This window comes from Shuttleworthella sp., assembly GCF_057251025.1.
Map to the genome: position 1 here is coordinate 1 of NZ_DBHIDN010000016.1, position 21927 is coordinate 21927.

At 55.3% G+C, this 21927-nt stretch carries 19 protein-coding genes and 2 tRNA genes; 1 reads left to right on the forward strand and 20 read right to left on the reverse strand.

The window, feature by feature from the left end:
• Nucleotides 1-29: 29 nt before the first annotated feature.
• The 11 genes from smpB to gap all read right to left on the reverse strand — a co-directional run bounded on the left by smpB (nt 30) and on the right by gap (nt 13685).
• The gene (gene smpB / locus ACO5R6_RS05235; protein WP_485626138.1) at nt 30-500 is read right to left on the reverse strand and encodes an SsrA-binding protein SmpB; all 471 of its coding nucleotides are present in this window, start codon (nt 498-500) and stop codon (nt 30-32) included.
• 8 nt (nt 501-508) lie between these two features.
• Entirely contained in the window at nt 509-2626 is a 2118-nt protein-coding gene (rnr, locus tag ACO5R6_RS05240; protein ID WP_485626165.1) for a ribonuclease R, read from the reverse strand.
• 237 nt (nt 2627-2863) lie between these two features.
• Nucleotides 2864-3118, reverse strand: a complete 255-nt coding sequence (gene secG / locus ACO5R6_RS05245) for a preprotein translocase subunit SecG (RefSeq protein ID WP_485626139.1) — start codon at nt 3116-3118, stop codon at nt 2864-2866.
• 137 nt (nt 3119-3255) lie between these two features.
• Complete coding sequence (gene gdhA, locus ACO5R6_RS05250; RefSeq protein WP_485626140.1) at nt 3256-4608, reverse strand: NADP-specific glutamate dehydrogenase; 1353 nt, start codon at nt 4606-4608, stop codon at nt 3256-3258.
• 180 nt (nt 4609-4788) lie between these two features.
• Complete coding sequence (purB, locus tag ACO5R6_RS05255; RefSeq protein WP_485626141.1) at nt 4789-6243, reverse strand: adenylosuccinate lyase; 1455 nt, start codon at nt 6241-6243, stop codon at nt 4789-4791.
• 88 nt (nt 6244-6331) lie between these two features.
• Nucleotides 6332-7780 (reverse strand): amidophosphoribosyltransferase, encoded by a 1449-nt coding sequence (purF, locus tag ACO5R6_RS05260; RefSeq protein WP_485626142.1) that lies wholly within the window; start codon nt 7778-7780, stop codon nt 6332-6334.
• Between the two features lie 75 nt (nt 7781-7855).
• A complete protein-coding gene (locus tag ACO5R6_RS05265) occupies nt 7856-8752 on the reverse strand; it encodes a phosphoribosylaminoimidazolesuccinocarboxamide synthase (RefSeq protein ID WP_485626143.1) in 897 nt (298 codons plus the stop codon).
• 190 nt (nt 8753-8942) lie between these two features.
• Nucleotides 8943-10484 carry a 2,3-bisphosphoglycerate-independent phosphoglycerate mutase gene (gene gpmI, locus ACO5R6_RS05270; RefSeq protein ID WP_485626144.1) on the reverse strand — a complete coding sequence of 514 codons (1542 nt, stop codon included), beginning with the start codon at nt 10482-10484 and terminating at the stop codon, nt 8943-8945.
• Between the two features lie 121 nt (nt 10485-10605).
• Nucleotides 10606-11358, reverse strand: a complete 753-nt coding sequence (gene tpiA / locus ACO5R6_RS05275) for a triose-phosphate isomerase (protein ID WP_485626145.1) — start codon at nt 11356-11358, stop codon at nt 10606-10608.
• Between the two features lie 20 nt (nt 11359-11378).
• Nucleotides 11379-12596: a phosphoglycerate kinase gene (locus ACO5R6_RS05280; protein WP_485626146.1), complete on the reverse strand. Its 1218-nt coding sequence runs from the start codon at nt 12594-12596 to the stop codon at nt 11379-11381.
• A gap of 69 nt (nt 12597-12665) precedes the next feature.
• Nucleotides 12666-13685, reverse strand: a complete 1020-nt coding sequence (gap, locus tag ACO5R6_RS05285; RefSeq protein WP_485626147.1) for a type I glyceraldehyde-3-phosphate dehydrogenase — start codon at nt 13683-13685, stop codon at nt 12666-12668.
• A gap of 225 nt (nt 13686-13910) precedes the next feature.
• Here gap and ACO5R6_RS05290 point away from each other — a divergent pair, with 225 nt between their 5' ends.
• Complete coding sequence (locus ACO5R6_RS05290) at nt 13911-14813, forward strand: histidinol-phosphatase HisJ family protein (protein ID WP_485626148.1); 903 nt, start codon at nt 13911-13913, stop codon at nt 14811-14813.
• 297 nt (nt 14814-15110) lie between these two features.
• Here ACO5R6_RS05290 and ACO5R6_RS05295 read toward each other — a convergent pair whose 3' ends face one another.
• The 9 genes from ACO5R6_RS05295 to ACO5R6_RS05335 form a co-directional block, all read right to left on the reverse strand.
• Entirely contained in the window at nt 15111-16595 is a 1485-nt protein-coding gene (locus ACO5R6_RS05295) for a radical SAM/SPASM domain-containing protein (protein ID WP_485626149.1), read from the reverse strand.
• A 124-nt stretch (nt 16596-16719) separates the two neighbouring features.
• Nucleotides 16720-17802, reverse strand: coding sequence for a tRNA 2-thiouridine(34) synthase MnmA (gene mnmA / locus ACO5R6_RS05300; protein WP_485626150.1), 1083 nt, complete (start codon nt 17800-17802; stop codon nt 16720-16722).
• Between the two features lie 57 nt (nt 17803-17859).
• Nucleotides 17860-18465, reverse strand: coding sequence for a sigma-70 family RNA polymerase sigma factor (locus tag ACO5R6_RS05305; RefSeq protein WP_485626151.1), 606 nt, complete (start codon nt 18463-18465; stop codon nt 17860-17862).
• 4 nt (nt 18466-18469) lie between these two features.
• Entirely contained in the window at nt 18470-19210 is a 741-nt protein-coding gene (gene rlmB / locus ACO5R6_RS05310) for a 23S rRNA (guanosine(2251)-2'-O)-methyltransferase RlmB (RefSeq protein ID WP_485626152.1), read from the reverse strand.
• On the reverse strand, nt 19207-19653 hold the full coding sequence (locus ACO5R6_RS05315) for a Mini-ribonuclease 3 (protein WP_485626153.1): 447 nt from the start codon (nt 19651-19653) through the stop codon (nt 19207-19209). Before ACO5R6_RS05315 ends, rlmB begins: the two co-directional genes overlap by 4 nt.
• Nucleotides 19638-21044 carry a cysteine--tRNA ligase gene (cysS, locus tag ACO5R6_RS05320; RefSeq protein ID WP_485626154.1) on the reverse strand — a complete coding sequence of 469 codons (1407 nt, stop codon included), beginning with the start codon at nt 21042-21044 and terminating at the stop codon, nt 19638-19640. Before cysS ends, ACO5R6_RS05315 begins: the two co-directional genes overlap by 16 nt.
• 66 nt (nt 21045-21110) lie before the next feature.
• Nucleotides 21111-21647, reverse strand: coding sequence for a 2-C-methyl-D-erythritol 2,4-cyclodiphosphate synthase (gene ispF / locus ACO5R6_RS05325; protein WP_485626155.1), 537 nt, complete (start codon nt 21645-21647; stop codon nt 21111-21113).
• A 113-nt stretch (nt 21648-21760) separates the two neighbouring features.
• Nucleotides 21761-21834: transfer RNA gene (locus ACO5R6_RS05330), tRNA-Met, on the reverse strand.
• An 11-nt stretch (nt 21835-21845) separates the two neighbouring features.
• Nucleotides 21846-21918: transfer RNA gene (locus ACO5R6_RS05335), tRNA-Val, on the reverse strand.
• Nucleotides 21919-21927: the final 9 nt, after the last annotated feature.

Genomic DNA, 21927 nt, shown 5'->3' on the forward strand with positions numbered 1-21927 from the left:
ATCCTTCACTGACCATCCTTCACTGACCCTTAGGACAGATTGCGGATCTTGAATTCCCTCTGGACCTGACGCTCCTGGTCTTTCTTTGCCATATCTGCCCGCTTGTCATAGAGCTTCTTGCCCCGGGCCAGGGCGATCTCCACCTTGGCCCGGCTCTTCTTGAAGTAGACCCGGACGGGGACAATGGTGTAGCCCTTCAGCTTCATCTTCTGCTCCAGCTTGCGGATCTCCGTCTTGTGAAGGAGAAGCTTCCTGGGCCGAAGGGGATCTCTGTTGAAGATATTTCCCTTCTCATAGGGAGAGATGTGCATCTGATAGAGGAAGACCTCACCGTTTTGGATCCGAACCCAGGCCTCCTTGATCGAGCACTTGCCCGTGCGAAGAGACTTGACCTCTGTCCCCGCAAGCTCGATGCCTGCCTCATAGAACTCATCCAGAAAGTAGTCGTGCCGGGCCTTCTTGTTGCTGGCAATCAAATGGGTATAACTTGTATCTGCCATAACTCACCTCACCCGAGCAGTTCAAAATCTATGGTTGATGCCTTGGCGCTGACAGAGGACACCAGCACTCTGACCGCCTGTCCCAGTTTGAAGTGCCTGTTGAAGCGCTCCCCGATCAGCTCATAGCTGTCTTCGGAGAACTCATAGTAGTCATCAGTCAGAGTAGCGACCGGAATCAATCCCTCAACGGAATTTGGAAGCTCTACATAGAGTCCCCAGCCGGTGACTCCGGAGATGATTCCCTCATAAGTCTCTCCCACATGGCCCTCCATGTACTCAACCTTCTTCATCCGGTCGATATCCCGCTCGATCTCAACTGCCCGCCGCTCAAGCCTGGAAGTCTCGACGGCAACGGTAGGCATCAGGTCCTCATAGTGGGCCGCCCGGTCATCTGAGAATTGACCTGTGATCACTTCCTTGATGATCCGATGAATCATGAGGTCCGGATAACGGCGGATCGGGGATGTGAAATGGCAGTAGAACTTGGCCGCAAGTCCGAAGTGGCCGATACAGTCGGTTGTGTACTTGGCCTGTTGCATCGATCGGAGGACAATGGTTGAAATGGCCCTCTCTTCCGCTTTGCCGGCGATCTGCGACATAATGTTTTGAATCTCAATCGGACGAATCCGGTCAGGATCCGAGTGCATGACATAGCCAAGGGCGCCCAGGTAGGTCGCAAGATTGCGGAGGCGCTCCGCATCCGGCTTGTCATGTGTCCGATAGAGGAAGGGGACCTTGCGCCGGGCGAACTCCCTGGCCACAGACTCATTGGCCGAGAGCATGAAGTCCTCGATCAGCATGGTCGCCTGGTTTCTGGGATGCTGTCTCAGATCGACCGCTCTCCCTCTCTCATCCAGAATAATATCTGTCTCCGGGAAGTCGAAGTCAATGGCCCCCCTGGCCGTCCGGATCGCCCGGATCTTCTCGGACAGTTCAAGCATGAGGCGGAAGCTATCCACGAAATCAGAGTATCTGCTGCAGGCCCCGCCATCCCCGTCGAGAACGGCCTGTACATCGGTATAGGTCATCCTTCGATCAATATGAACGACCGACTCGACAATCTCATAGTCGACGACCTGTCCCAGAGAATTGATCTTCATGAGACAGGAGAGCGCCAGCCGATCTTCCCCCGCATTGAGAGAACACATGCCGTTGGACAAGGCCGCAGGCAGCATGGGTACCACCCGGTCCACCACGTAGATGGAGGTTCCCCGCCGAAAGGCCTCCTTGTCCAGGGCTGTCCCCTCTCTCACATAGTGGGAGACATCTGCGATATGAACCCCAAGCCGGTATCCGTCTCCCTCTCTTGCGAGACTGACGGCATCATCCAGGTCCTTGGAAGTCTCCCCGTCAATGGTCACCATGGGAATCCCCCGAAGGTCGCGTCTTCTTGCAATCTCTCCCTCCGGGATGGGGCACGCGACACGGTCGGCCTCCTCTGTCACAGGTTCAGGGAAGTCTATGGGTATATCATAGGAGCGCAGGGCGGACAGGACATCCACCCCCTTGTCTCCCTTGTGACCGATAATCTCCGCGACAACACCCTCCGGTCCCTTGCCCTTGGTCCCGTAATCTACAATGTCGATCAGGACCTTGTCTCCCGTGATCGCCCCCCTGGTCTTGGAGGAAGGAATAAAGATATCCCCGGGAATTTTCTTCAGATCCGGCTCTACGAAACCGAAGGTCCCCTTCCGACTCAGTTCAAAGGTCCCGACCAGGCTCTTGATCCCCCGGTTCAAGACCTTCGTGACCTTTGCCTCCGCCCGATGTCCCTGGTCATCGCCGCGCTTTACGATGGAAATCCGAACAAGGTCTCCGTGGAAGGCACCGCCGATATAGTCTCTGGGCACAAAATAGTCCTCATCCTGTCCCTCAACCGTGACGAAGCCGAAGCCCTTGGCGTTGGCCGTAAATGTTCCCTCGATCGGTCCCGCCGTAGACTTGCGATACCTCCCATGCCCATTGATCTCAAGCTTTTTCATGGCCACAAGATCCTCCAGGGCCTGCTCGAAGATCTCCTTCTTGTCTGAAGGAACATCCAAAAGATGCTCCAGTTCTTTGGCCTTCATGGGAACATAGACGTCATCACAGATAAAGGAAAATAGCTTATGCCGGATCCGGCTCAATTCTTCCTCTTGCCATTGGCCTCTCCTGCCCTCAGATCCTCTTGTTTCTCTTCGTTTCTCCCCGCTTCCTGCTCGATATGTCACGCATCTCTCCTATCATCCGCACGCCGACAAGCGACATGGTCTATCTCCAAATAAGGAGAGCCGACCATCATACTACGCGGCCGCACAAAAGCTGCCTATGCGATATATGATGATCGGCCCGTATTTACAGCCACAGATATGTATCCGCTTCTCTTAATTGAATATTCCCATGTTCAAGACTGCGGAAACAATGAAATATAAGACCACCAGAAAGGTCGTCAGCTTGATGAGGACGCCCTCGCGAGACCGACCCTTGTTCTTGCTCCAGTAAGAGTCCGTGTTGGACATCTGTCCGCTCAGGGATCCAAGTCCGGCGTCCTTGCCTTCCTGGCTCAGAATTACAATATTCAATACAATACAGACAATGACGAAAATCACTGTCAGAACGATTTTAAGAACTGCAGTCATCTGAAAATACTCCTATGCAAGCGGTCATCTGATATTGCTCTGTACACAACAGAAATTAATATAGCATAGAAAAGAGGAGCCTGTCAAAAAGAATCTCTGACTTGCTCCCCTTCTCCCTCGCAGGGCGAAAGAGGAAATCAATAGGCGATTCCCTGCGCAAGCATGGCCTCGGCCACCTTCTCGAAACCGGCTATGTTGGCCCCGGCGACCAGATTCCCATCCATACCGTATTTCTTTGCCGCATCATAAGAGGCGTGAAAGATCCGGATCATAATTTCATGCAGCTTCCGATCCGTCTCCTCGAAGGTCCAGTGCAGGCGCTCGGAATTCTGGGACATTTCCAGGGCAGACGTAGCGACGCCGCCCGCATTTGCCGCTTTGGCGGGCCCGAAGAGGACACCCGTCTTCCGGAAGGCCTCAACCGCTCCGGGAAGGCAGGGCATATTGGCTCCCTCAGCGACTGCCATAACTCCGTTGGCGATCAGGGCTTTAGCGGACTCCTCAGACAGTTCATTCTGGGTGGCACAGGGGAAGGCCACATCGCACTTGACGGTCCAGACGCCGGAGCATCCCTCATGATACTCGGCAGACGGAACCCTCTTGGCATATTCCCGGATGCGTCCGCGCTCAACTTCCTTGATCTGCTTGACGACATCGAGCTTGATTCCATCGGGATCATAGACATATCCGTTGGAGTCGGACATGGTCACTACCTTGGCTCCGAGCTCCATCGCCTTCTGCGCCGCATAGATTGCGACATTGCCTGACCCGGAGATGACAAGGGTCTTCCCCTTGAGCGAGTCCTGTTTCATGACGGAGAGCATCTCCTGGCTATAATAGCAGAGGCCGTAACCGGTCGCCTCGGTGCGGGCCAGTGAGCCGCCGTAGCTTAGACCCTTGCCGGTCAGAACTCCGGTGAACTCATTGCGCAGTCTCTTGTACTGGCCGTAGAGGTAGCCGATCTCACGGGCTCCAACGCCGATGTCTCCGGCAGGAACATCGGTATCCGGTCCGATGTGTCTTTGTAATTCCGTCATAAATGACTGGCAGAAGCGCATGATCTCGCGGTCAGACTTCCCCTTGGGGTCAAAGTCGGATCCGCCCTTGCCTCCTCCGATCGGAAGCGTCGTCAAGGCATTCTTGAAGATCTGCTCAAAGCCCAGAAATTTGATGATGGACAGGTTGACGGAGGGATGAAGACGCAAGCCCCCCTTGTAGGGTCCGATGGCCGAGTTGAATTGCACCCGGTAGCCCCGGTTCACCCGGACCTTTCCAGCATCATCCACCCAGGGAACACGGAACATGATCACCCGCTCCGGCTCAACCAGGCGCTCAATCACGCCCTCTTCTTCCAGCCTAGGATTGGCTGCGACCACCGGCTCCAGGGAGCTTAGGACCTCTCCCGCCGCCTCGAGGAATTCTGCCTCTTGTCCGTTTCTCTCGACAAGACCGTCATAGATACCCTGCAGATATGCTGATTGAAACTTCATAATTACCGTCCTTTCTCCTGCGCCCGGACAAGCGCGTCGCTTGTCGGCGTCCTCTATTATAGACAATCCCGGATGAGATTGATTTACCGATTTTAACATCTCTTCTCAAAATGGCCCGGTTTTTTCTTGAAGAATTTTGTTGTTGTCAGACCAAGAGAAGAATTTCATCAGAGAATTGCGTTAGACCTGAATCTCGGCGGTCAGGCCGAGAAGGTCTGCGTTCGCGTCCAGGAGCGGTTGAATCACATCGGAAAGATATACATCCACCTGGCGGGGCGCCCGTCCCACATAGCGAATTCCCTCCATGTGGTTCTCCAGGTCAGCCAGATCCATGCCGAAGGTCTCCTTGTCAGCTGCGATCCGTTCCAGCAGATCGTTGTCCTTGCCCTCGGTCTTGACCTTCCTTCCGGCCTCCATGGACAGCTGACGGATCCGCTCGTGGAGGGCCTGACGGTCTCCCCCCCTCTTGACCGCATCCATCATGATGTTCTCCGTCGCCATGAAGGGAAGTTCTGCCCGCAGGTGCTTCTCGATCACCTTGGGATAGACGACCAGTCCGTCCACGACATTGATGCAGAGGTCCAGGACCCCATCGCAGGCAAGAAAGCCCTCCGGAATGGACAGGCGCTTATTGGCGGAATCATCAAGCGTTCTCTCAAACCACTGGGTCGCAGAAGTCATTGCCGGATTGAGCGCATCGGCAATGATATAGCGGGACAGGGAGGCGATGCGCTCGGACCGCATGGGATTTCTCTTATAGGCCATGGCGGATGACCCGATCTGGTTCTTCTCGAAGGGTTCCTCGACCTCCTTCATGTGCTGCAGCATGCGGATGTCATTGGTCATCTTGGTCGCGGACGCAGCAATTCCCGCCAGAATATTCAAAACCCTGGTGTCAACCTTGCGGGAATAGGTCTGTCCGGACACCGGATAGCAGGATGAAAAGCCCATCTTCCGGGCAATCATGGGATCGATCTTGTCGATTGTCTCCTGATCGCCGTCAAAGAGCTCCAGGAAAGAGGCCTGGGTTCCGGTGGTGCCCTTGGAGCCCAGGAGCTTGAGGCCGGACAGAACATAATCCAGGTCTTCTAAGTCCATCACGAACTCATTGATCCAGAGCGTCGCCCTCTTGCCCACGGTCGTGGGCTGGGCAGGCTGGAAATGGGTGAAGGACAGGGTCGGAAGGTCCTTATAACGATCGGCAAAATGCGCCAGCTCGGCGATGACATTGAGCAGTTTCTTGCGGATCAGAGTCAGGGCATCGCGCATGATAATGATATCGGTGTTGTCCCCGACATAGCAGGAAGTCGCCCCCAGATGGATGATTCCGGCCGCCTTGGGGCACTGCTGTCCGTATGCGTAGACATGACTCATGACATCATGGCGGACCAGCTTCTCGCGCTCTCTTGCGACCTCATAGTTGATGTCTGTGACATGGCTCTTTAATTCATCAATCATCTCCCGGCTGATCACTGCTTTTCCCTGCCGGGACAGACCAAGTTCCATCTCTGTCTCTGCCAGAGCAATCCAGAGCCGCCTCCAGGTAGAGAATTTCATGTCCTGGGAGAAGATGTACTGCATCTCCTTGCTGGCGTAGCGCTGGGACAGGGGGCTCTCATATCGATCTGTGCTCATCGGATCTCCTTCCTCTGCAAGGCCCTCCACAGGGCCGACTCTGTATCTGTATCTCCTTTATCCTGGTTTGGCGGTTCTCCTTGAGACCCTAGGCGTCGAACTTGCCCCGGATATCCTCCTTGGGCGGGTCCACCGGATAGGTGCCGGTGAAACAACCCCTGCATATACTAAGGCCATCCACCAGCTGACTCAGGCGGTCCAGCTTGAGATAGGCCAGGGAATCGGCTCCCAAAAGTTCTCTGATGTCCTCTTCACTTCTCTGATAGGCGATCAGCTGGTCTCTGGCCGGCACATCAATCCCGAAATAACAGGGATAGCGAAAGGCAGGCGAGGAAATGCGGACGTGCACCTCTTTGGCCCCGGCCTCCTTGAGCATTGAGACGATCTGCCCGGACGTCGTTCCCCGGACAATGGAATCGTCGATCATGATGATTCGCTTGTCCTTCACAACCGACCGGATGGGATTCAGCTTGACGCGGACCGAGGACTCTCTGGCGTTCTGCTTGGGTTTGATAAAGGTCCTTCCCACATAGGAATTCTTGTAAAAGGCCGTCCCGTAAGGAATGCCTGACTCCACGGCGTAGCCCATGGCCGCCGCATTGCCGGACTCCGGGACCCCGACCACCAGGTCCGCCTCTACGGGAGAATCCTGGGCCAGATAGCGGCCTGCACGGATTCTCGCCTCATAGACTGACATGCCGTCAATCATAGAGTCGGGCCGGGAGAAATAAATGTACTCGAAGATGCATCTGCCTGCCCTGTCCTCGGGGAGGCAGTGGCTGGTGTCCGATTGGATGCCGCCCTCCGGACTGATGGTGACAATCTCCCCCGGCAGGACATCGCGGATGTAGTCTGCCCCGATGGTGTCCAGGGCGCAGGACTCCGAGGAGACCACATAGGTCTTGTCTCTCCTTCCGATGCAAAGGGGCTTGAAGCCAAAGGGGTCTCTGGCGGCAATCAGCTTTCTCGGGCTTGCAATGACCAGGGAGTAAGCTCCCTTCAGGTCGTCAATCGTCTTGGAGACCGCCTCTTCGACTGAGGCGGAGTGGATCCGATGTCTGGCGATCAGATAGGCGATGGTCTCCGTGTCGATGGTGGTCTGGAAGATAGCTCCCGTCTCGGAGAGCCTGGATCTTAATTCATTGGCGTTGACCAGGTTGCCGTTATGGGCCAGGGCCAGGGTGCCCTTGATATAGTTCAGGACCAGGGGCTGGGCGTTGGCATGGGTGGACTCTCCCGCCGTGGAATATCTGGCGTGACCCACCCCGATATCTCCCCGGAGATCGGCCAGCTTTTCATTGTCAAAGACCTCATTGACAAGCCCCATCCCCTTATGGGAGAGCATGTTTCCCTTGGGTCCCCGGGTATCTGAGACGGCAATACCGCAGGACTCCTGCCCCCTGTGCTGGAGGGCGAAGAGCCCATAGTAAATGGAGCTGGCCACATCCCCGTGGTCAAAGTCATACATTCCGATGACACCGCACTCGTCATGGATGGACTTATCGTCATATGTCAGGTCTGATTTACTCTCTATCAAGCATTTGTCCTCGATCAAATAAAGAAAAGATGGGATCCCGTCCGAAACCCCATCTATGAACGAATTTATAGGAAATTATATACGAAGCGGAGCCCCCGTCAAGAGCTCGTAGGCCTCAAGATACTTGTCAATGGTCTTTGCGATGATGTCGTCCGGCAGGAGGTAATCGCTCTCGGGATTGGCCCGAAGCCAGTCTCTGACATACTGCTTGTCGAAAGAGGGCTGACTCTGACCGGGCTTGTAGCCCTCCAAAGGCCAGAAGCGGGATGAATCCGGTGTCAGCATCTCATCGGCCAGAAGGACCTGTCCCTGCTCATCCAGACCGAACTCGAACTTGGTGTCGGCAATAATAATCCCCCTGGTCAGGGCATAGTCAGCGCACTTCTTGTAGAGGGCCAGGGTGTAATCCCTGATCTGCCCGGCGTAGTCTGCTCCCCTGCCCGGGTAGAGTCCCTCCAGAATCTCGACGGACCTCTCATAGGGGATATTCTCATCGTGCAGTCCGTATTCCGCCTTTGTCGAGGGGGTGTAGATGGGCTCCTCCAACCGATCCGACTCTCTGAGTCCCTCGGGAAGCCGGATCCCGCAGACCCTGCCGTTCTCCTGGTATGAGGCCCATCCAGACCCGGTGATGTAGCCGCGGACAATGCACTCGATCGGGAGCATGGTCAATTTCCTGCACTTCATCAGACGGCCGGCGTACTCCGGTCTCTGGAAGAACTCCGGCATATCCGACGGATCGGTGGATAACATGTGGTTTCCCACTATATCGGAGCTGTAATCAAACCAGAACTTGGACATCTGGGTCAGAACTGCCCCCTTGCCGGTGATCTTGTTCTTCAAGATCACGTCAAAGGCCGAGATCCGATCGGTGGCGTACATGATAATACTGTCCCCATTGTCATATACCTCGCGAACCTTCCCTTCCATGATGGGCTTTAAGTCGCTCATTGCCGCCTCCTTGCGCTGCATTTTTCTCTTCTTAATGAACTGAGTACGCGGCTATTATAGCAGTCCCCGGAGGACATTGATCAATCAATATCCTTATATTAGAAATCATAATAGGTCCGATAAGAACCTGTCCTGTCTCAGGCAAAAGGACACGGATTCGGCTTGGAATCCGTGCCCCGATTACAATGCTGTTCCGCCGATTCGACGGCAATTACCTGCGCACCAGGAGAGAATGTCCTGTCATCTCAGCCGGCTGCTCCATTCCCATCAGGTCGATCAGGGTGGGGATGATATCGCAGAGCTTGCCTCCCTCCTGCAGATCATAGGAGGGATCCGCGTTCACCAGGATAAAGGGAACCGGGTTGGTGGTGTGCGCCGTATGGGGCTGCTTGGTGTCGTAGTCGATCATCTTCTCACAGTTGCCGTGGTCGGCACAGATGAACATGATTCCGTCCACCGACTTAACCGCCTCGACCGCCTTGCCGACGCAGGTGTCAACCGTCTCAACTGCCTTGATGGCCGCAGGAATAACCCCGGTATGGCCGACCATGTCCGGATTGGCGAAGTTGATAATGATCGCGTCGTACTTGCCCGATGTAATCGCTGCGCAGAGCTTGTCGCAGACTTCAGGGGCGGACATCTCCGGCTGCAGGTCATAGGTCGCGACCTTGGGGCTCTTGACCAGGATTCGATCCTCTCCCTCATTGGGCTCCTCCACACCGCCGTTAAAGAAGAAGGTGACGTGGGCGTACTTCTCGGTCTCTGCGATCCTGGCCTGGGTCATCTTGTGATCGGCCAGGTACTGGCCGAAGGTATTGTCAATCGTCTCCTTCTTAAAGGCGACCAGCTTGTTGGGGATGGTCTCATCGTAGTCCGTAAAGGTGACAAAGGTGGTCTTGACCCGGTTCCCCCGGTCAAATCCGTCAAAATCATCCGAGCAGAAGACCCGGGTCATCTCGCGGGCTCGGTCGGGACGGAAGTTGAAGAAGATCACGGAGTCGCCGTCCTTGACCGTCGCCGGCTCCTGCCCGTCCGGAATGATGGCCGTTGGTACAACGAACTCATCGTTGACGTCAGCCGCATAAGAGGCCTTGAGGGCCTCGGAGGCAGACTTGGCCCGGTTGCCGTCGGCAGCTACCAGGATGCGGTAGGCCTTCTCTACACGATCCCAGCGATTATCCCGGTCCATGGCATAGTAGCGGCCGGACAGAGAGGCGATGCGGCCGACTCCGATCCTGGCCATCTCCTCCTCCAGCTCCTTGACGAAGCCCAGAGCTGAGGTGGGCGGCGTATCACGGCCATCCAAGAAGGCGTGTACATAGACCTTGTCAACTTCCTCTCTCTTTGCCATCTCAAGCAGGCCAATCAAATGCTCGATATGTGAGTGGACTCCGCCGGTGGAGAGAAGTCCGAAGAGATGGACGGCTCCCCCATTGACCCTGGCATTGTCGAAGGCCTTCAGAAGTTCCTCATTCTTGAAAAAATCACCATCGGCAATGGCCTTGGAGATCCTGGTCAGCTCCTGGTAGACGATGCGGCCGGCCCCCATATTCATATGACCGACCTCGGAATTGCCCATCTGTCCGTCCGGAAGACCTACGGCGAGCCCGGAGGCGTAGCCCAGCTGATAGGGACACTTGGCCATCAGATCATCAAGCACAGGTGTATTCGCCATCTTCACCGCATTTCCCTCGGTCTTGTCCGTGATCCCGAATCCATCCATAATCATCAGTACAATTGGTCTCTTTGCCATCTCAAACCTCTTTCTTTCGCAGAGTCTAAAGATATAACCCGACCCATTATAGCACAAAGAAGCCGCACGGAGATCCCCTCCCTGTGCGGCTTCGATTCTTGATCCGTCCGATTCCGACCGATTACTTGTTGTAGTTTACAATCGCGGCGAACTCCTCCGTCAGAGAAGCTCCTCCGATCAGACCGCCGTCGATATTGGGCTTGGCAAGCAATTCCTTGCAGTTGGCGGCCTTCATGGAACCGCCGTACTGGATGCGAATCTTCTCTGCAGTATCTGCGTCGTAGATCTCCGCGATGGTCTTGCGAATTGCGGCGCAGACTTCTTCCGCCTGATCGCTCGTCGCCGTCCTGCCGGTACCGATCGCCCAGATGGGCTCATAGGCGATGACCATGGTAGATGCCTGCTCAGCGCTCACGCCCTGCAGGTCAGACTTGATCTGCAGGCGGATCCAGTCGAGTGTCACGTCGGATTCTCTCTGCTCTAAGCTCTCGCCGCAGCAGAGAATGGGGGTAAGACCGTGCTCCAGTGCCTTGAGCACCTTCTTGTTGAGGAAGGCGTCATCCTCTCCGAAGTACTCTCTTCTCTCAGAGTGACCGATGATCACGTAGTCCACACCCGCATCGGTCAGCATGGCGGGAGCGATCTCACCGGTGTAGGCTCCCTTCTCCTCGATATACATATTCTCGGCGCCGACCTTGACATTTGTTCCCTTGACCGCATTGACCACCGGAACAATATCAATGGCCGGAACACAGTAAACGACATCCACATCCTCGTTTGCCACCAGGGGCTTTAAGGTCTCAACCAACTCAAGCGCCTGGCTGGGAGTCTGGTTCATCTTCCAGTTTCCGGCAATAATCTTACGTCTGCTCATACGAAACACCCTTTCTTGTCTCAGTCCTTGTCATCTGCAGCAGCAACACCGGGAAGCTCCTTGCCCTCGAGGAATTCGAGAGAGGCCCCGCCGCCGGTGGAAATGTGGCTCATCTTGTCGCCCAGTCCCATCTGGTTCACTGCAGCTGCGGAGTCCCCGCCGCCGATGATCGTGGTCGCGTCTGAATCAGCCATAGCCTGTGCCACTGCGAGCGTGCCTGCCGCAAGGATGGGGTTCTCGAAGATTCCCATCGGTCCGTTCCAGACGACCGTCTTAGCCTCTGCAATGGTCTTGGCATAGAGCTCCTGGGTCTTGGGACCGATATCCGCCCCCTCGCGGTCTGCAGGCATGGCATCCGCGTCAACGAGAAGGGTCTCAATCGGCGCATCAATGGGGTCAGGGAAGGCCGCGATGGTATTCGCGTCCAGGGGAAGAAGGAGCTTCTTGCCCATCTTCTCAGCCTTCTCCATCATCTCTCTGCAGTAGTCGATCTTAGACTCATCGAGCATGGAGATCCCGATCTCCTTCCCCTGGGCCTTGAGGAAGGTATAGGCCATTCCGCCGCCGATGATCAGGGTGTCGCACTTGTCCAGAAGATTGCTGATTACATTGAGCTTGTCGGCGACCTTGGCTCCGCCCAGGATAGCGACAAAGGGGCGGACCGGGTTCTCGACCGCATTGCCCAGGAAATCAATCTCCTTCTGCATCAGGTAGCCTACCACGCAGTCTCCCTTGACAAAATCGGTGACGCCGACATTGGAGCAGTGAGCCCTGTGGGCGGTGCCGAAGGCGTCATTGACAAAGACGTCTGCAAGAGAAGCCAGATCCCTGGAGAAAGCCTCTCCGTTCTTGGTCTCCTCCGGGCGGAATCTGGTGTTCTCAAGGAGAATCACATCTCCGTCCTTCATTGCGGAAACCGCCGCGCGGGCGTTGGGGCCTACCACTTCCGGATCCGCAGCAAAGGTCACGGTCTGTCCCAGGAGCTCCGCCAGCTTCTTTGCGACAGGAGCCAGGCTCTTGGTCTTCTTATCCTCTTCTGTCTTCACCTTGCCCAGGTGAGAGCAGAGGATCACCTTGCCGCCGTCAGCGATCAGCTTCTTGATCGTGGGGAGGGCAGCAACCAGCCGGTTGATGTCGGTGATCTCCGTCCCCTTCATGGGGACATTGAAATCACAGCGAACCAGGACTCTCTTGCCCTTGACGGAAATATCGTCAATTGTCTTCTTGTTTAAACCCATTTTGATTCCCTCCGAGTTGAAAAAAGGGACCCGGCCCAAAGCCGGACCCCCATAAGGTCTAAGTATGAATTACTTGTTCAGGAACTTAGCGAAGTACTTGATCGTTCTGCACATATTTGAGGTGAAGGAGTTCTCATTGTCATACCAGGAGACAACCTGTACCTCGGAATTGCCGTCCTCCATAGCTACAACAGAGGTCTGCGTAGCATCGAAGAGAGAACCGTAGGTCATGCCCACAATATCGCTGGATACGATCTGGTCCTCATTGTAGCCGAAGGACTCCGTTGCTGCAGACTTCATCTTGGCATTGATCTCATCAACGCTGACCTTGCCCTTGACAACAGCGGTGAGGATCGTGGTGGAGCCGGTCGGAACGGGTACACGCTGGGCAGACCCGATGAGCTTGCCGTTCAGCTCGGGAACAACCAGGCCGATTGCCTTGGCAGCACCGGTGGAGTTGGGAACAATATTCACTGCGGCGGCACGAGAGCGGCGGAAGTTACCCTTGCGCTGGGGGCCGTCTAAGATCATCTGATCACCGGTATAAGCGTGGATGGTGACCATGATACCGGACTGGATTGCAGCCAGCTCGTTCAGAGCCTTGGCCATGGGAGCCAGGCAGTTGGTGGTGCAGGATGCCGCTGAGATGATGTGATCATCTGCGGTCAGCGTCTCATGGTTGGTGTTGTAGACAATGGTCTTCAAGTCGCTTCCTGCGGGAGCAGAGATAACAACCTTCTTGGCGCCGGCATCAATGTGAGCCTGTGCCTTATCCTTAGAGGTGTAGAAACCGGTGCACTCGAGAACAACGTCTACATCAAGCTTGCCCCAGGGAAGATTGTGGGCGTCAGCCTCCTTGTAGATCTCGATCTCATGGCCGTCTACAGTGATGGAGTGATCGGAGTTGGTCACGGTCTCTGCCTTGGCGTAACGACCCTGTGAGGAATCGTACTTCAAGAGGTATGCGAGCATCTCGGGAGAGGTCAGGTCGTTGATTGCAACGATATCAAAGCCCTCAGCCTGGAACATCTGTCTGAACGCGAGACGACCGATACGGCCAAATCCATTAATTGCTACTCTTACTGCCATTTTGTCTCCTCCTAATGTAGAAACTTATGCTGTACAAACATAGTTTGTAATCGGCTATTATTGTACCCAATGCTACGGCCTATTTCAAGTCTGTCTCATGACTTTGTTAATTTCTTAACATATACATCCGGTTCCTATTCAAGCTTGTTTCCCATGCGAAATCCATGAGTATGCGATATGATAAGGGTTGTCACTGCCACACTCTTGCCGAGGAGGTTTCAGAAAATGAATCCGGGGATTCTCTATGACTGTCACATGCACACAAGTTTTTCCGGGGATTCGCAGGCTCCCATGGAGCAGATGGTCCTCTCAGCGAGGGCTAAGGGCCTGTCCGGCATCTGCTTCACCGACCACCTGGACTGGGACTACCGCGAGACTCCGGGTCTCTTTGATCTGGACCTGGATTCCTATGCCGCTGCTGTCCAAAGGATGCAGGACAAGTACAATGCCGGTGATTTTCACATTTACTTCGGAATTGAGCTGGGACTTCAGCCCCATCTTGCCGACCGCCACAGGCGGCTGGTCCACCGCTATCCCTTCGACTATGTGATCGGCTCCACCCATGTGGTGGATGGCTATGACCCCTATTACCCCCTCTTCTTCGAGAAATTCGGTCTGGAGGCCGGCCTGCGCCGCTACTACCGGATGATTTATGAGAACATCCTGGCCTTCCCGGATTTCGACTCTCTGGGCCATCTCGACTATATTCTCCGCTATCTTCCTCCCCTTCCCGACCGGACTTTCCCGCCTCAATCCGGCTCTGCCTGCGTGAGCACAGTCTATACAAATGCCGGCTATATGGAAGAGATCGACGCCATCTTAAGAGAGCTGATCCGGCGAGGCATCGCCCTGGAACTCAATACCGGTGCCTACCGCAAGGGCCGGCTGGATCCTAATCCCGACCTTCTTGTTCTAAGACGCTATCATGAACTGGGCGGTCGCCGGATTACACTGGGCGCTGACGCTCACAGCCCCGAGCATGTGGCAATCGGCTTTGAGGAGATCCCTCCGGACTATCCCCCGGAAGAGGCAGACCACTTCTCCTCCGCCGCAGACCTCCTTAAGAGGGCGGGCTTTGACTCCTATCTGGTCTTCGAGGGGCGCAGGGCGAGAGTCCTTGACCTCTAGGTCTTCCCGGCCTCTCACAGTAGATTTGCTCTCTCTTTAAGAAGATATACTCCCACAAAAGATTTGCTCCCATAAAAGATTTGCTCCCATAAAAGATTTACTCCCATAGAAGATTTGTTCCCATAGAAGATTTGCTCTTAAGAAGATTTGCTCTTAAGAAGATTTGCTCTTAAGAAGATTTGATTCAGAAGATCCCGTCCGAGAAGAGACCCCGATGACCGCTTTTTCAGCGTCCGATCATCGGGGTCTCTTATATTCTGATATGATTTTTGGATCCATTAAGCCCTGTCGGCGAATTTACCGGACGGACAGGGTCACCTTCTTAGAGCCGTCCGCGTGTTCGAATCCGGCCAGGTTGGGATTCTCCCTCTTCTCCCTGGTGTAGTTCTCGTAAGAGGGTTTCTTGTGGGTCTGGCTGGCCCAGACTTGATCGGCTGTGGCCTTCCACTCCTCGGCGTAGGGGTCGCACTTGGCGCAGAGCTCTTCCGCGGATTCCGGCGCCTCGGCATTGGTCTGATGCGCCCCGCTGGTGCGGACCATAGCTCTTAACTGGTCCGGGTTCTCTAGCATGGGGCAGGGACGGAGGTGGTTGCGGTTGAAGGGCTGTCCCTCATGGTAGGCTGTAAACAATTTCCCCTGCAGCATCTCCAGGATGCTCTTGTCATGGATGTTGCTGTCCGAGAAGTGAATGAAGACACAGGGCTCCGCATCACCGTTGGCGTTGATGTGGAAGTAGTTGCGTCCGCCGGCGATACAGCCGCCGACATACTCCCCGTCATTCTGGAAATCCATGGGGAAGAACTGGGCGTTGGATTCCGGTCCGCGAATGGACCGGATCTTGCTGATCATAGCCTTTCTCTGCTCCACTGTCGGAAGCAGGTCTGTGACCGCATTCTGCCCCACCGGCATATAGTGGAAATAGAAGCCGAACCTGGCCCCCTTCTCCGCAATAAAGTCGATGAACTTGTCGTCGGTGACGGCCTCGATGTTCTGCCTGGTGTAGCAGATGGAGGTCCCGTAGACAATCCCGTACTCCTTGAGCAGGTCCATGGCCTTCATTACCGCATCATAGTGGCCCATGCCCCGCCGGGCGTCATTGGTATCCGGCGTTCCCTCGATGGAGAGCATGAAGGTGATGTTGCCCAGGTCCTGTACCTTCTTGCAGACATCCTCGTCGATCAAGGTCGAGTTGGAATATATCCCGAAGAAGCAGTCGTTGTGCTTCTCGGCCAGCTTGAAGATGTCGTTCTTGCGAACCATGGGCTCGCCGCCGGTCATCATATAGAGATAGGTTCCTAACTCCTTGCCCTGGCTTACAATCTTGTCCATATCTTCAAATGAGAGATTGTGCTTATGCCCATAGGTCCCGGACCAGCAGCCGACGCAGTGCATATTGCAGGCGTCCGTCGGATCAAAGAGAATGAGCCAGGGAATATTGCAGTGATACTTCTCCCGGTTGGCCCGAATGGTCTTGGTCCCGCGGAAGAAGGCCTCATAGCCTAGATTTAGGAGCATCTTCTTGGCATAGTGCGGATTGGTCTCATCAATGACCCGGTTTAAGAATTTCACCCACCGGTTTTCCGGATTGCTCAAGTAGGCGCGGATCTTGTTCATGGTCTCGGGATTGGAATCTTTCCAGAACTTCTCCGCTGTGTCCACCAGCTTGAGATAGGTCTGCGTCCGGTCTTCCTTCTTGCTCAAATTATTCCAAAAGGCATCCAGCATAAGGGCGAAAGCCTGTCTTTCCGCCGCGTGCGAGAGATTATTGATGATTGAAGCCATGTCTTCCTCCTGGGATTCGTCTCTTCTGATCTTCTGTTCTTTGCTGTCGATTATATTGGGTCGGAGCCCGCATGTCTCTATACAAAATCTGAGATTTGTCACAAATATCCGGTATCCTGCCGACTTATCTCAAAATAATCCCTCCGCCGGCCACATAGTCCCCCTCATACAGAACCACTGCCTGACCGGGTGTCACCGCCCGGACCTTCTGTGAGAAGACCAGTCGGACCCGATCTCCCTCAATCCTGTCAATGCGGCAGCGGCAGCCGGGATCCGAATAGCGGATCTTGGCCCGGTATTCCTCCCCAGGCAAGAACCGGTCTTTTGCCATGTAATTGACCCTGTCAAAGGTCAGGCAGTCCGTGAAGACTCCGTCTCCCCCTGTCAGAACGACCTCGTTTTGATCCGGTCGAATCTCCTTGACAAATAGGGGATGGTCCCAGGAGATGCCAAGGCCCTTGCGCTGCCCGATCGTGTAATGGCTGATTCCCCTGTGCCTGCCAATGACGGTCCCGTCTTCCAGAACAAAGTTCCCGGGGCCGGGGACCCGTCCCCGGGCCTCCCGGTCCAAAAAAGAGGCGTAATCATGATCCGGAATGAAACAGATATCCTCGGAATCAGCTCTGTCAGCCGCCAAAAGTCCCGCCCTCTTGGCAATTTCCCGGACGGTCGGCTTGTCATAAGCCCCGATCGGCATCAGGGTCTTAGCCAACTGGTCCTGGGTCAGCTGATAGAGGGCATAGGTCTGGTCCTTGTCCGCCGTCACGGAGTTTTTGATCGCGTAGCGGCCGTCCGCAAGCTCCTCCACCCGGGCGTAATGGCCGGTCGCTATGTAGTCTGCCCCCAACTCCCTTCCGCGGGCCAGAAGGGCCTCCCATTTGACATAGCGATTGCAGGCAATACAGGGATTGGGTGTTCGACCCCGCAGGTATTCCTCTGTGAAGTAGCAAATCACCTTGTCCCGAAACGCGGCCTGAAAGTCCATGACATAGTGAGGAATCCCAATGGTCCCGGCCGCCTGCCTGGCATCCTCAACTGCCGAGGCACAAGAGGGGGCATGGTCTTTAGAGGGGGGCTCCGCTTTCTCTCCATAGAGCTGCATAGTGACCCCGATCACCCGATATCCCTCTTCTTTCAGCAGATAAGCGGCGACCGAGGAGTCCACGCCCCCCGACATGCCGACGATCACCGTCCTGGCTTCTGACATTCTGTCTCCTAACAACTGCTAGCCTATGAGACCGCACCGCAGGATGCAGGCGGGCTCTTAGGAATTTTCATCAATTTCTCTGCGGACCTTAGCCCGGATTCTCTGCAGGGCATTGTCGATAGACTTAGGCTCTCTCCCCATCCGGTCTGCGATCTGAAGATAATCAAGTCCCTCCAGATGGAAGCTCAGAACCTGTTCCTCCATGGAGGAGAGCCGACTACGTATCTTGATTAAAAGCCGCTCCACCGCCTCATCGTCCAGGAGAATCTGCAGGGGATCTCTGAGCAGGGGGTTCAGTCCCTCGGGCAGGTCCGTCTCCCGGACCCCTTCTCCTCCCCCGGTGTTATCCAGCAGGAGCGCTGTGTTGAGCGGCATATGCTTTTTCATGGAAGAAGATTCAATCGCTTTTAACATCTGCCGTCGAATACAGAGATTCGCGAAGGTTCGAAAGGAAGCCCCCCTGTCTGCCCGATACGTCAGCATGGCAGAGAAAACTCCCATCATCCCCTCCTGAATCAGGTCATCCCTGTCGCCTCCGACAAGAAAGAGGGACTTGGCGTTCTTAAGCACAAGCCCCTTGTATCTGGCCACAAGCTCTTCCCCGGCGTGGGGGTCTCCCTCCCGGTAGATCCTCAGCAGTTCCTCATCCCTGCGCTCTTGCATCCGCTTATCCCCTTCTCTGGCGAACCACTTCGAAGGCCAGGACACCGGCCGCGACAGAGGCGTTGAGCGAATCGATATCTCCGGCCATCGGAATGGAGGCAGTCAGGTCACAGTTCTTCTTGACCAGGTCTCCGACTCCCTTGCCCTCATTGCCGATCACAAGACCGATCGGTCCTCTTAAGTCCAAGTCATACATAACCGGTCCGCCCATATCAGCGCAGACGAACCAGAGTCCCTCGTCCTTTAATCTCTCTATGGTTCTCGCGAGATTGGTGACCTTGGCCACAGGCGTATAGTTGAGGGCCCCCGCAGAGGCCTTGGCCACGGTTGCGGTCAGGCCGACGGCCCGATTCTTGGGAATAATGACCCCGTGGGCGCCGGCCAGATTGGCTGTGCGAATGATGGCTCCGAGATTGTGGGGATCCTCAATATTGTCAAGGGCGAAGATAAAGGGATCCTCCCCCTTCTCTCTGGCTCCGGCCAGAATGTCATCCACCGTCGCATAGTCATAGCTTGCCATATAAGCGATGACGCCCTGGTGCTTGCCGGACTCCGAGATCTCATCCAGCCGCCTCTTATCCACAAAGTTCAAAAGGCAGTCGCTCTTCCTGGCCTCCCGCACAATACTCCTGATGGGCCCGTTGAAGGAGCCCTCCAGGACAAATATCCGGTCAATCGACTTTCCGGAGCGAAGGGCCTCTAAAACCGCATTTCTCCCCTCAATGACTGATTTTGCGTCTCTCATCTTCTCTCCTGTGCACTCAAGTCGGTCTCTTCCAGCCCGATTTTCGTCAACTCTATGATTCGATCCATATTTCCCTGCAGGTAATGCCAGCCCATCAGGGCCTCAAAGCCGGTTGCGATCCGGTAATCCATCAGGGAGGCATTCTTGGCATGGGTATAGGACTTGGCATTTCTCCCCCGCCGGAAAATATCCGCCTCCTCTTCCGTCAGGTCAGGTCCAATGGCTTCCATGATCCTGGCCTGGGAGGACGCCTTTACGATGTGGCTTGTGTGGCCGTGCAGGCGGTTTGGCGGCATATTGGCCCTGCCGACAACCAGGCTCCGAATCAAGAGGTCAAAGACACCATCGCCGATATAGGCCAGGGTCAGAGGAGAATAAGTCCTCAGGTCCTTGTCCTCAAGCCCAAATGCCGTATAGATACTGTCTTTCAGGCTCTGTGCCATTTCACACCCTCTCTGGTATCTTCCAGAACAATCCCGCGTGCCAGAAGCTCGTCCCTGATCCGGTCCGCCCTTGCGAAATCCCGCTTCCTGCGGGCCTCCTGCCTCTCCTCGATGAGGCCGTCGATCTCGGCGTCCAGGTCCTCCTCCGCCGGTTTTAAGATCAGGCCGCAGACATCCATGAGAGTATTCAGACGGTCATAGAGCTGGTCTGACAGCTCCTTGGAGCTCGCTTCGGTCATGTTGGAATTGATGTACTTGACCAGCTCGAAAATGGCCGCCAAGGCATCCGCCGTATTGCAGTCATCGTCCATGGCCTCTTCGAATTTCCTGACGAAGAGCCGGGATCCCTCGAGAACTTCTTCTTCTTCTGCAGTCATTTCGATGGTCCCGGCATTCGCTGCCAGATAGCGCAGATTCTCTCCCGCCGTCAGGATGCGGTCCAAAGAGCTCTTGGCCGCCTTCATCAGGTCCGATGAGAAATTGAGCGGACTCCTGTAGTGGGCTGAGAGCATGAAGAAGCGGAGGACCTGGCCGGAGTACTCCTGACAGATCTCCCGAACCGTGAAGAAATTGCCCAGAGACTTGGACATCTTGCGGTTATCAATATTGAGGAAGCCGTTGTGCATCCAGTAGTGGGCGAACTCCACCCCATTGGCCGCTTCGGACTGGGCGATCTCGTTCTCATGGTGGGGAAAGATCAGGTCCTCCCCCCCGGCGTGAATATCAATGGTGTCTCCCAGATAGCGCTTGGACATGCAGGAGCACTCAATGTGCCAGCCGGGACGGCCCTTGCACCAAGGGGAATCCCAGCAGGGCTCACCCTCTTTCCTGGGCTTCCAGAGGACAAAGTCCAGGGGGTCCCTCTTGAGATCACCGGCCACCCGGATGTCCCGGTGACCGCCCTCCAGGTCATCGATGTTCTTGTGAGAGAGCTTGCCGTAGGCGCGGAAGGCCTTGGTCTTATAGTATACCGTCCCGTCCTCTACCGGATAGGCGAATCCCTTGTCGATCAAGGAGGAGACCATGGCTATCATATCATTGATCTCCCGGGTCGCCTGCGGATGAACGCTGGCCGGCTTGACGTTTAGGGCCTCCATATCCTTCTTGCACTCCGCGATAAAGCGCTCGGAGATGACAGAGGCCTCTACCCCCTCCTGATTGGCTTTCTTTATGATCTTGTCATCCACATCTGTGAAATTGGAGACATAGGTCACCTGATAGCCCTTGTATTCCATATAGCGCCGGAAGCTGTCAAACACAATCATGGGGCGGGCATTGCCGATATGAATATAGTTATAGACCGTTGGCCCGCAGACATACATCTTCAGCTTGCCCGGCTCTATGGGCACAAATTCTTCCTTCTGTCTTGTCAAAGTATTGTAAATCTTCATTGCGGTCTCCTATGAATTCGCCCTATATTTTCGCAGATTCCGGGCCGATGTCAATTCCCCGGGCCGTCAGCGCTGCAGTGTACAGGAGGCACAGGCCCCCTCGGAGTCGGCAGCCTCAAGGCTCCCCTCCATGAAGTCGCAGATGCTGCAGACTGCCTGGGCGCTAATCCCCTCTTGTCGTCCGGTGAAGCCCAGATGTTCCTCTGTCGTCGCCTTGATATTGACCTGGTCCTGGCCGATGCCGAGAGCAGACGCCACATTAGCTGTCATCTGCCCGATATAGGGGCGCATCCTGGGTTCCTGCGCAATGACGGTCGCATCTATATTATTTACCAGATATCCCTTCTCGGCCAACATCCTGCCGACCTCCTCCAAAAGCCTCAGGGAGTCGGCTCCCCGATAAGAGTCATCGGTGTCAGGGAAATGCCTGCCGATGTCTCCCAGAGCTGCCGCTCCCAGAAGAGCATCCATGATCGCATGGAGCAGGACATCCGCATCCGAATGACCCAGAAGTCCCATTGGATGGGGTATCCTGACTCCGCCGATGATCAGATCTCTTCCCCGGGCAAGTCGATGTACATCATATCCTGTCCCAATCCGCATGTTCCACCTCATTCATACATTGAAATTCGCCCTATCCCAAGTATAGCAGGCCCGACGGAACAAAAAAGCCCCGAGGCTACCGACGGATCGGTGGCTTCGGGCTTCCCTTTCAGTAGCGAGAGGGGGACTTGAACCCTCGACACCGCGGGTATGAACCGCGTGCTCTAGCCAGCTGAGCTATCTCGCCATAAATATAAATGGGACCTATAGGGCTCGAACCTATGACCCTCTGCTTGTAAGGCAGATGCTCTCCCAGCTGAGCTAAGATCCCATTTGTTCT

What these genes read in the sequence shown, in the direction of transcription:
- ACO5R6_RS05280 (WP_485626146.1), bottom strand. Translation starts at nt 12,596, where the DNA reads ATGGGTTTAAACAAGAAGACAATTGACGATATTTCCGTCAAGGGCAAG.
- secG (WP_485626139.1), bottom strand. Translation starts at nt 3,118, where the DNA reads ATGACTGCAGTTCTTAAAATCGTTCTGACAGTGATTTTCGTCATTGTC.
- ACO5R6_RS05305 (WP_485626151.1), bottom strand. Translation starts at nt 18,465, where the DNA reads ATGCAAGAGCGCAGGGATGAGGAACTGCTGAGGATCTACCGGGAGGGA.
- cysS (WP_485626154.1), bottom strand. Translation starts at nt 21,044, where the DNA reads ATGAAGATTTACAATACTTTGACAAGACAGAAGGAAGAATTTGTGCCC.
- ACO5R6_RS05315 (WP_485626153.1), bottom strand. Translation starts at nt 19,653, where the DNA reads ATGGCACAGAGCCTGAAAGACAGTATCTATACGGCATTTGGGCTTGAG.
- purB (WP_485626141.1), bottom strand. Translation starts at nt 6,243, where the DNA reads ATGAGCACAGATCGATATGAGAGCCCCCTGTCCCAGCGCTACGCCAGC.
- rlmB (WP_485626152.1), bottom strand. Translation starts at nt 19,210, where the DNA reads ATGAGAGACGCAAAATCAGTCATTGAGGGGAGAAATGCGGTTTTAGAG.
- smpB (WP_485626138.1), bottom strand. Translation starts at nt 500, where the DNA reads ATGGCAGATACAAGTTATACCCATTTGATTGCCAGCAACAAGAAGGCC.
- ispF (WP_485626155.1), bottom strand. Translation starts at nt 21,647, where the DNA reads ATGCGGATTGGGACAGGATATGATGTACATCGACTTGCCCGGGGAAGA.
- tpiA (WP_485626145.1), bottom strand. Translation starts at nt 11,358, where the DNA reads ATGAGCAGACGTAAGATTATTGCCGGAAACTGGAAGATGAACCAGACT.
- ACO5R6_RS05265 (WP_485626143.1), bottom strand. Translation starts at nt 8,752, where the DNA reads ATGCAGCGCAAGGAGGCGGCAATGAGCGACTTAAAGCCCATCATGGAA.
- ACO5R6_RS05295 (WP_485626149.1), bottom strand. Translation starts at nt 16,595, where the DNA reads ATGGCTTCAATCATCAATAATCTCTCGCACGCGGCGGAAAGACAGGCT.
- gdhA (WP_485626140.1), bottom strand. Translation starts at nt 4,608, where the DNA reads ATGAAGTTTCAATCAGCATATCTGCAGGGTATCTATGACGGTCTTGTC.
- mnmA (WP_485626150.1), bottom strand. Translation starts at nt 17,802, where the DNA reads ATGTCAGAAGCCAGGACGGTGATCGTCGGCATGTCGGGGGGCGTGGAC.
- ACO5R6_RS05290 (WP_485626148.1), top strand. Translation starts at nt 13,911, where the DNA reads ATGAATCCGGGGATTCTCTATGACTGTCACATGCACACAAGTTTTTCC.
- gap (WP_485626147.1), bottom strand. Translation starts at nt 13,685, where the DNA reads ATGGCAGTAAGAGTAGCAATTAATGGATTTGGCCGTATCGGTCGTCTC.
- gpmI (WP_485626144.1), bottom strand. Translation starts at nt 10,484, where the DNA reads ATGGCAAAGAGACCAATTGTACTGATGATTATGGATGGATTCGGGATC.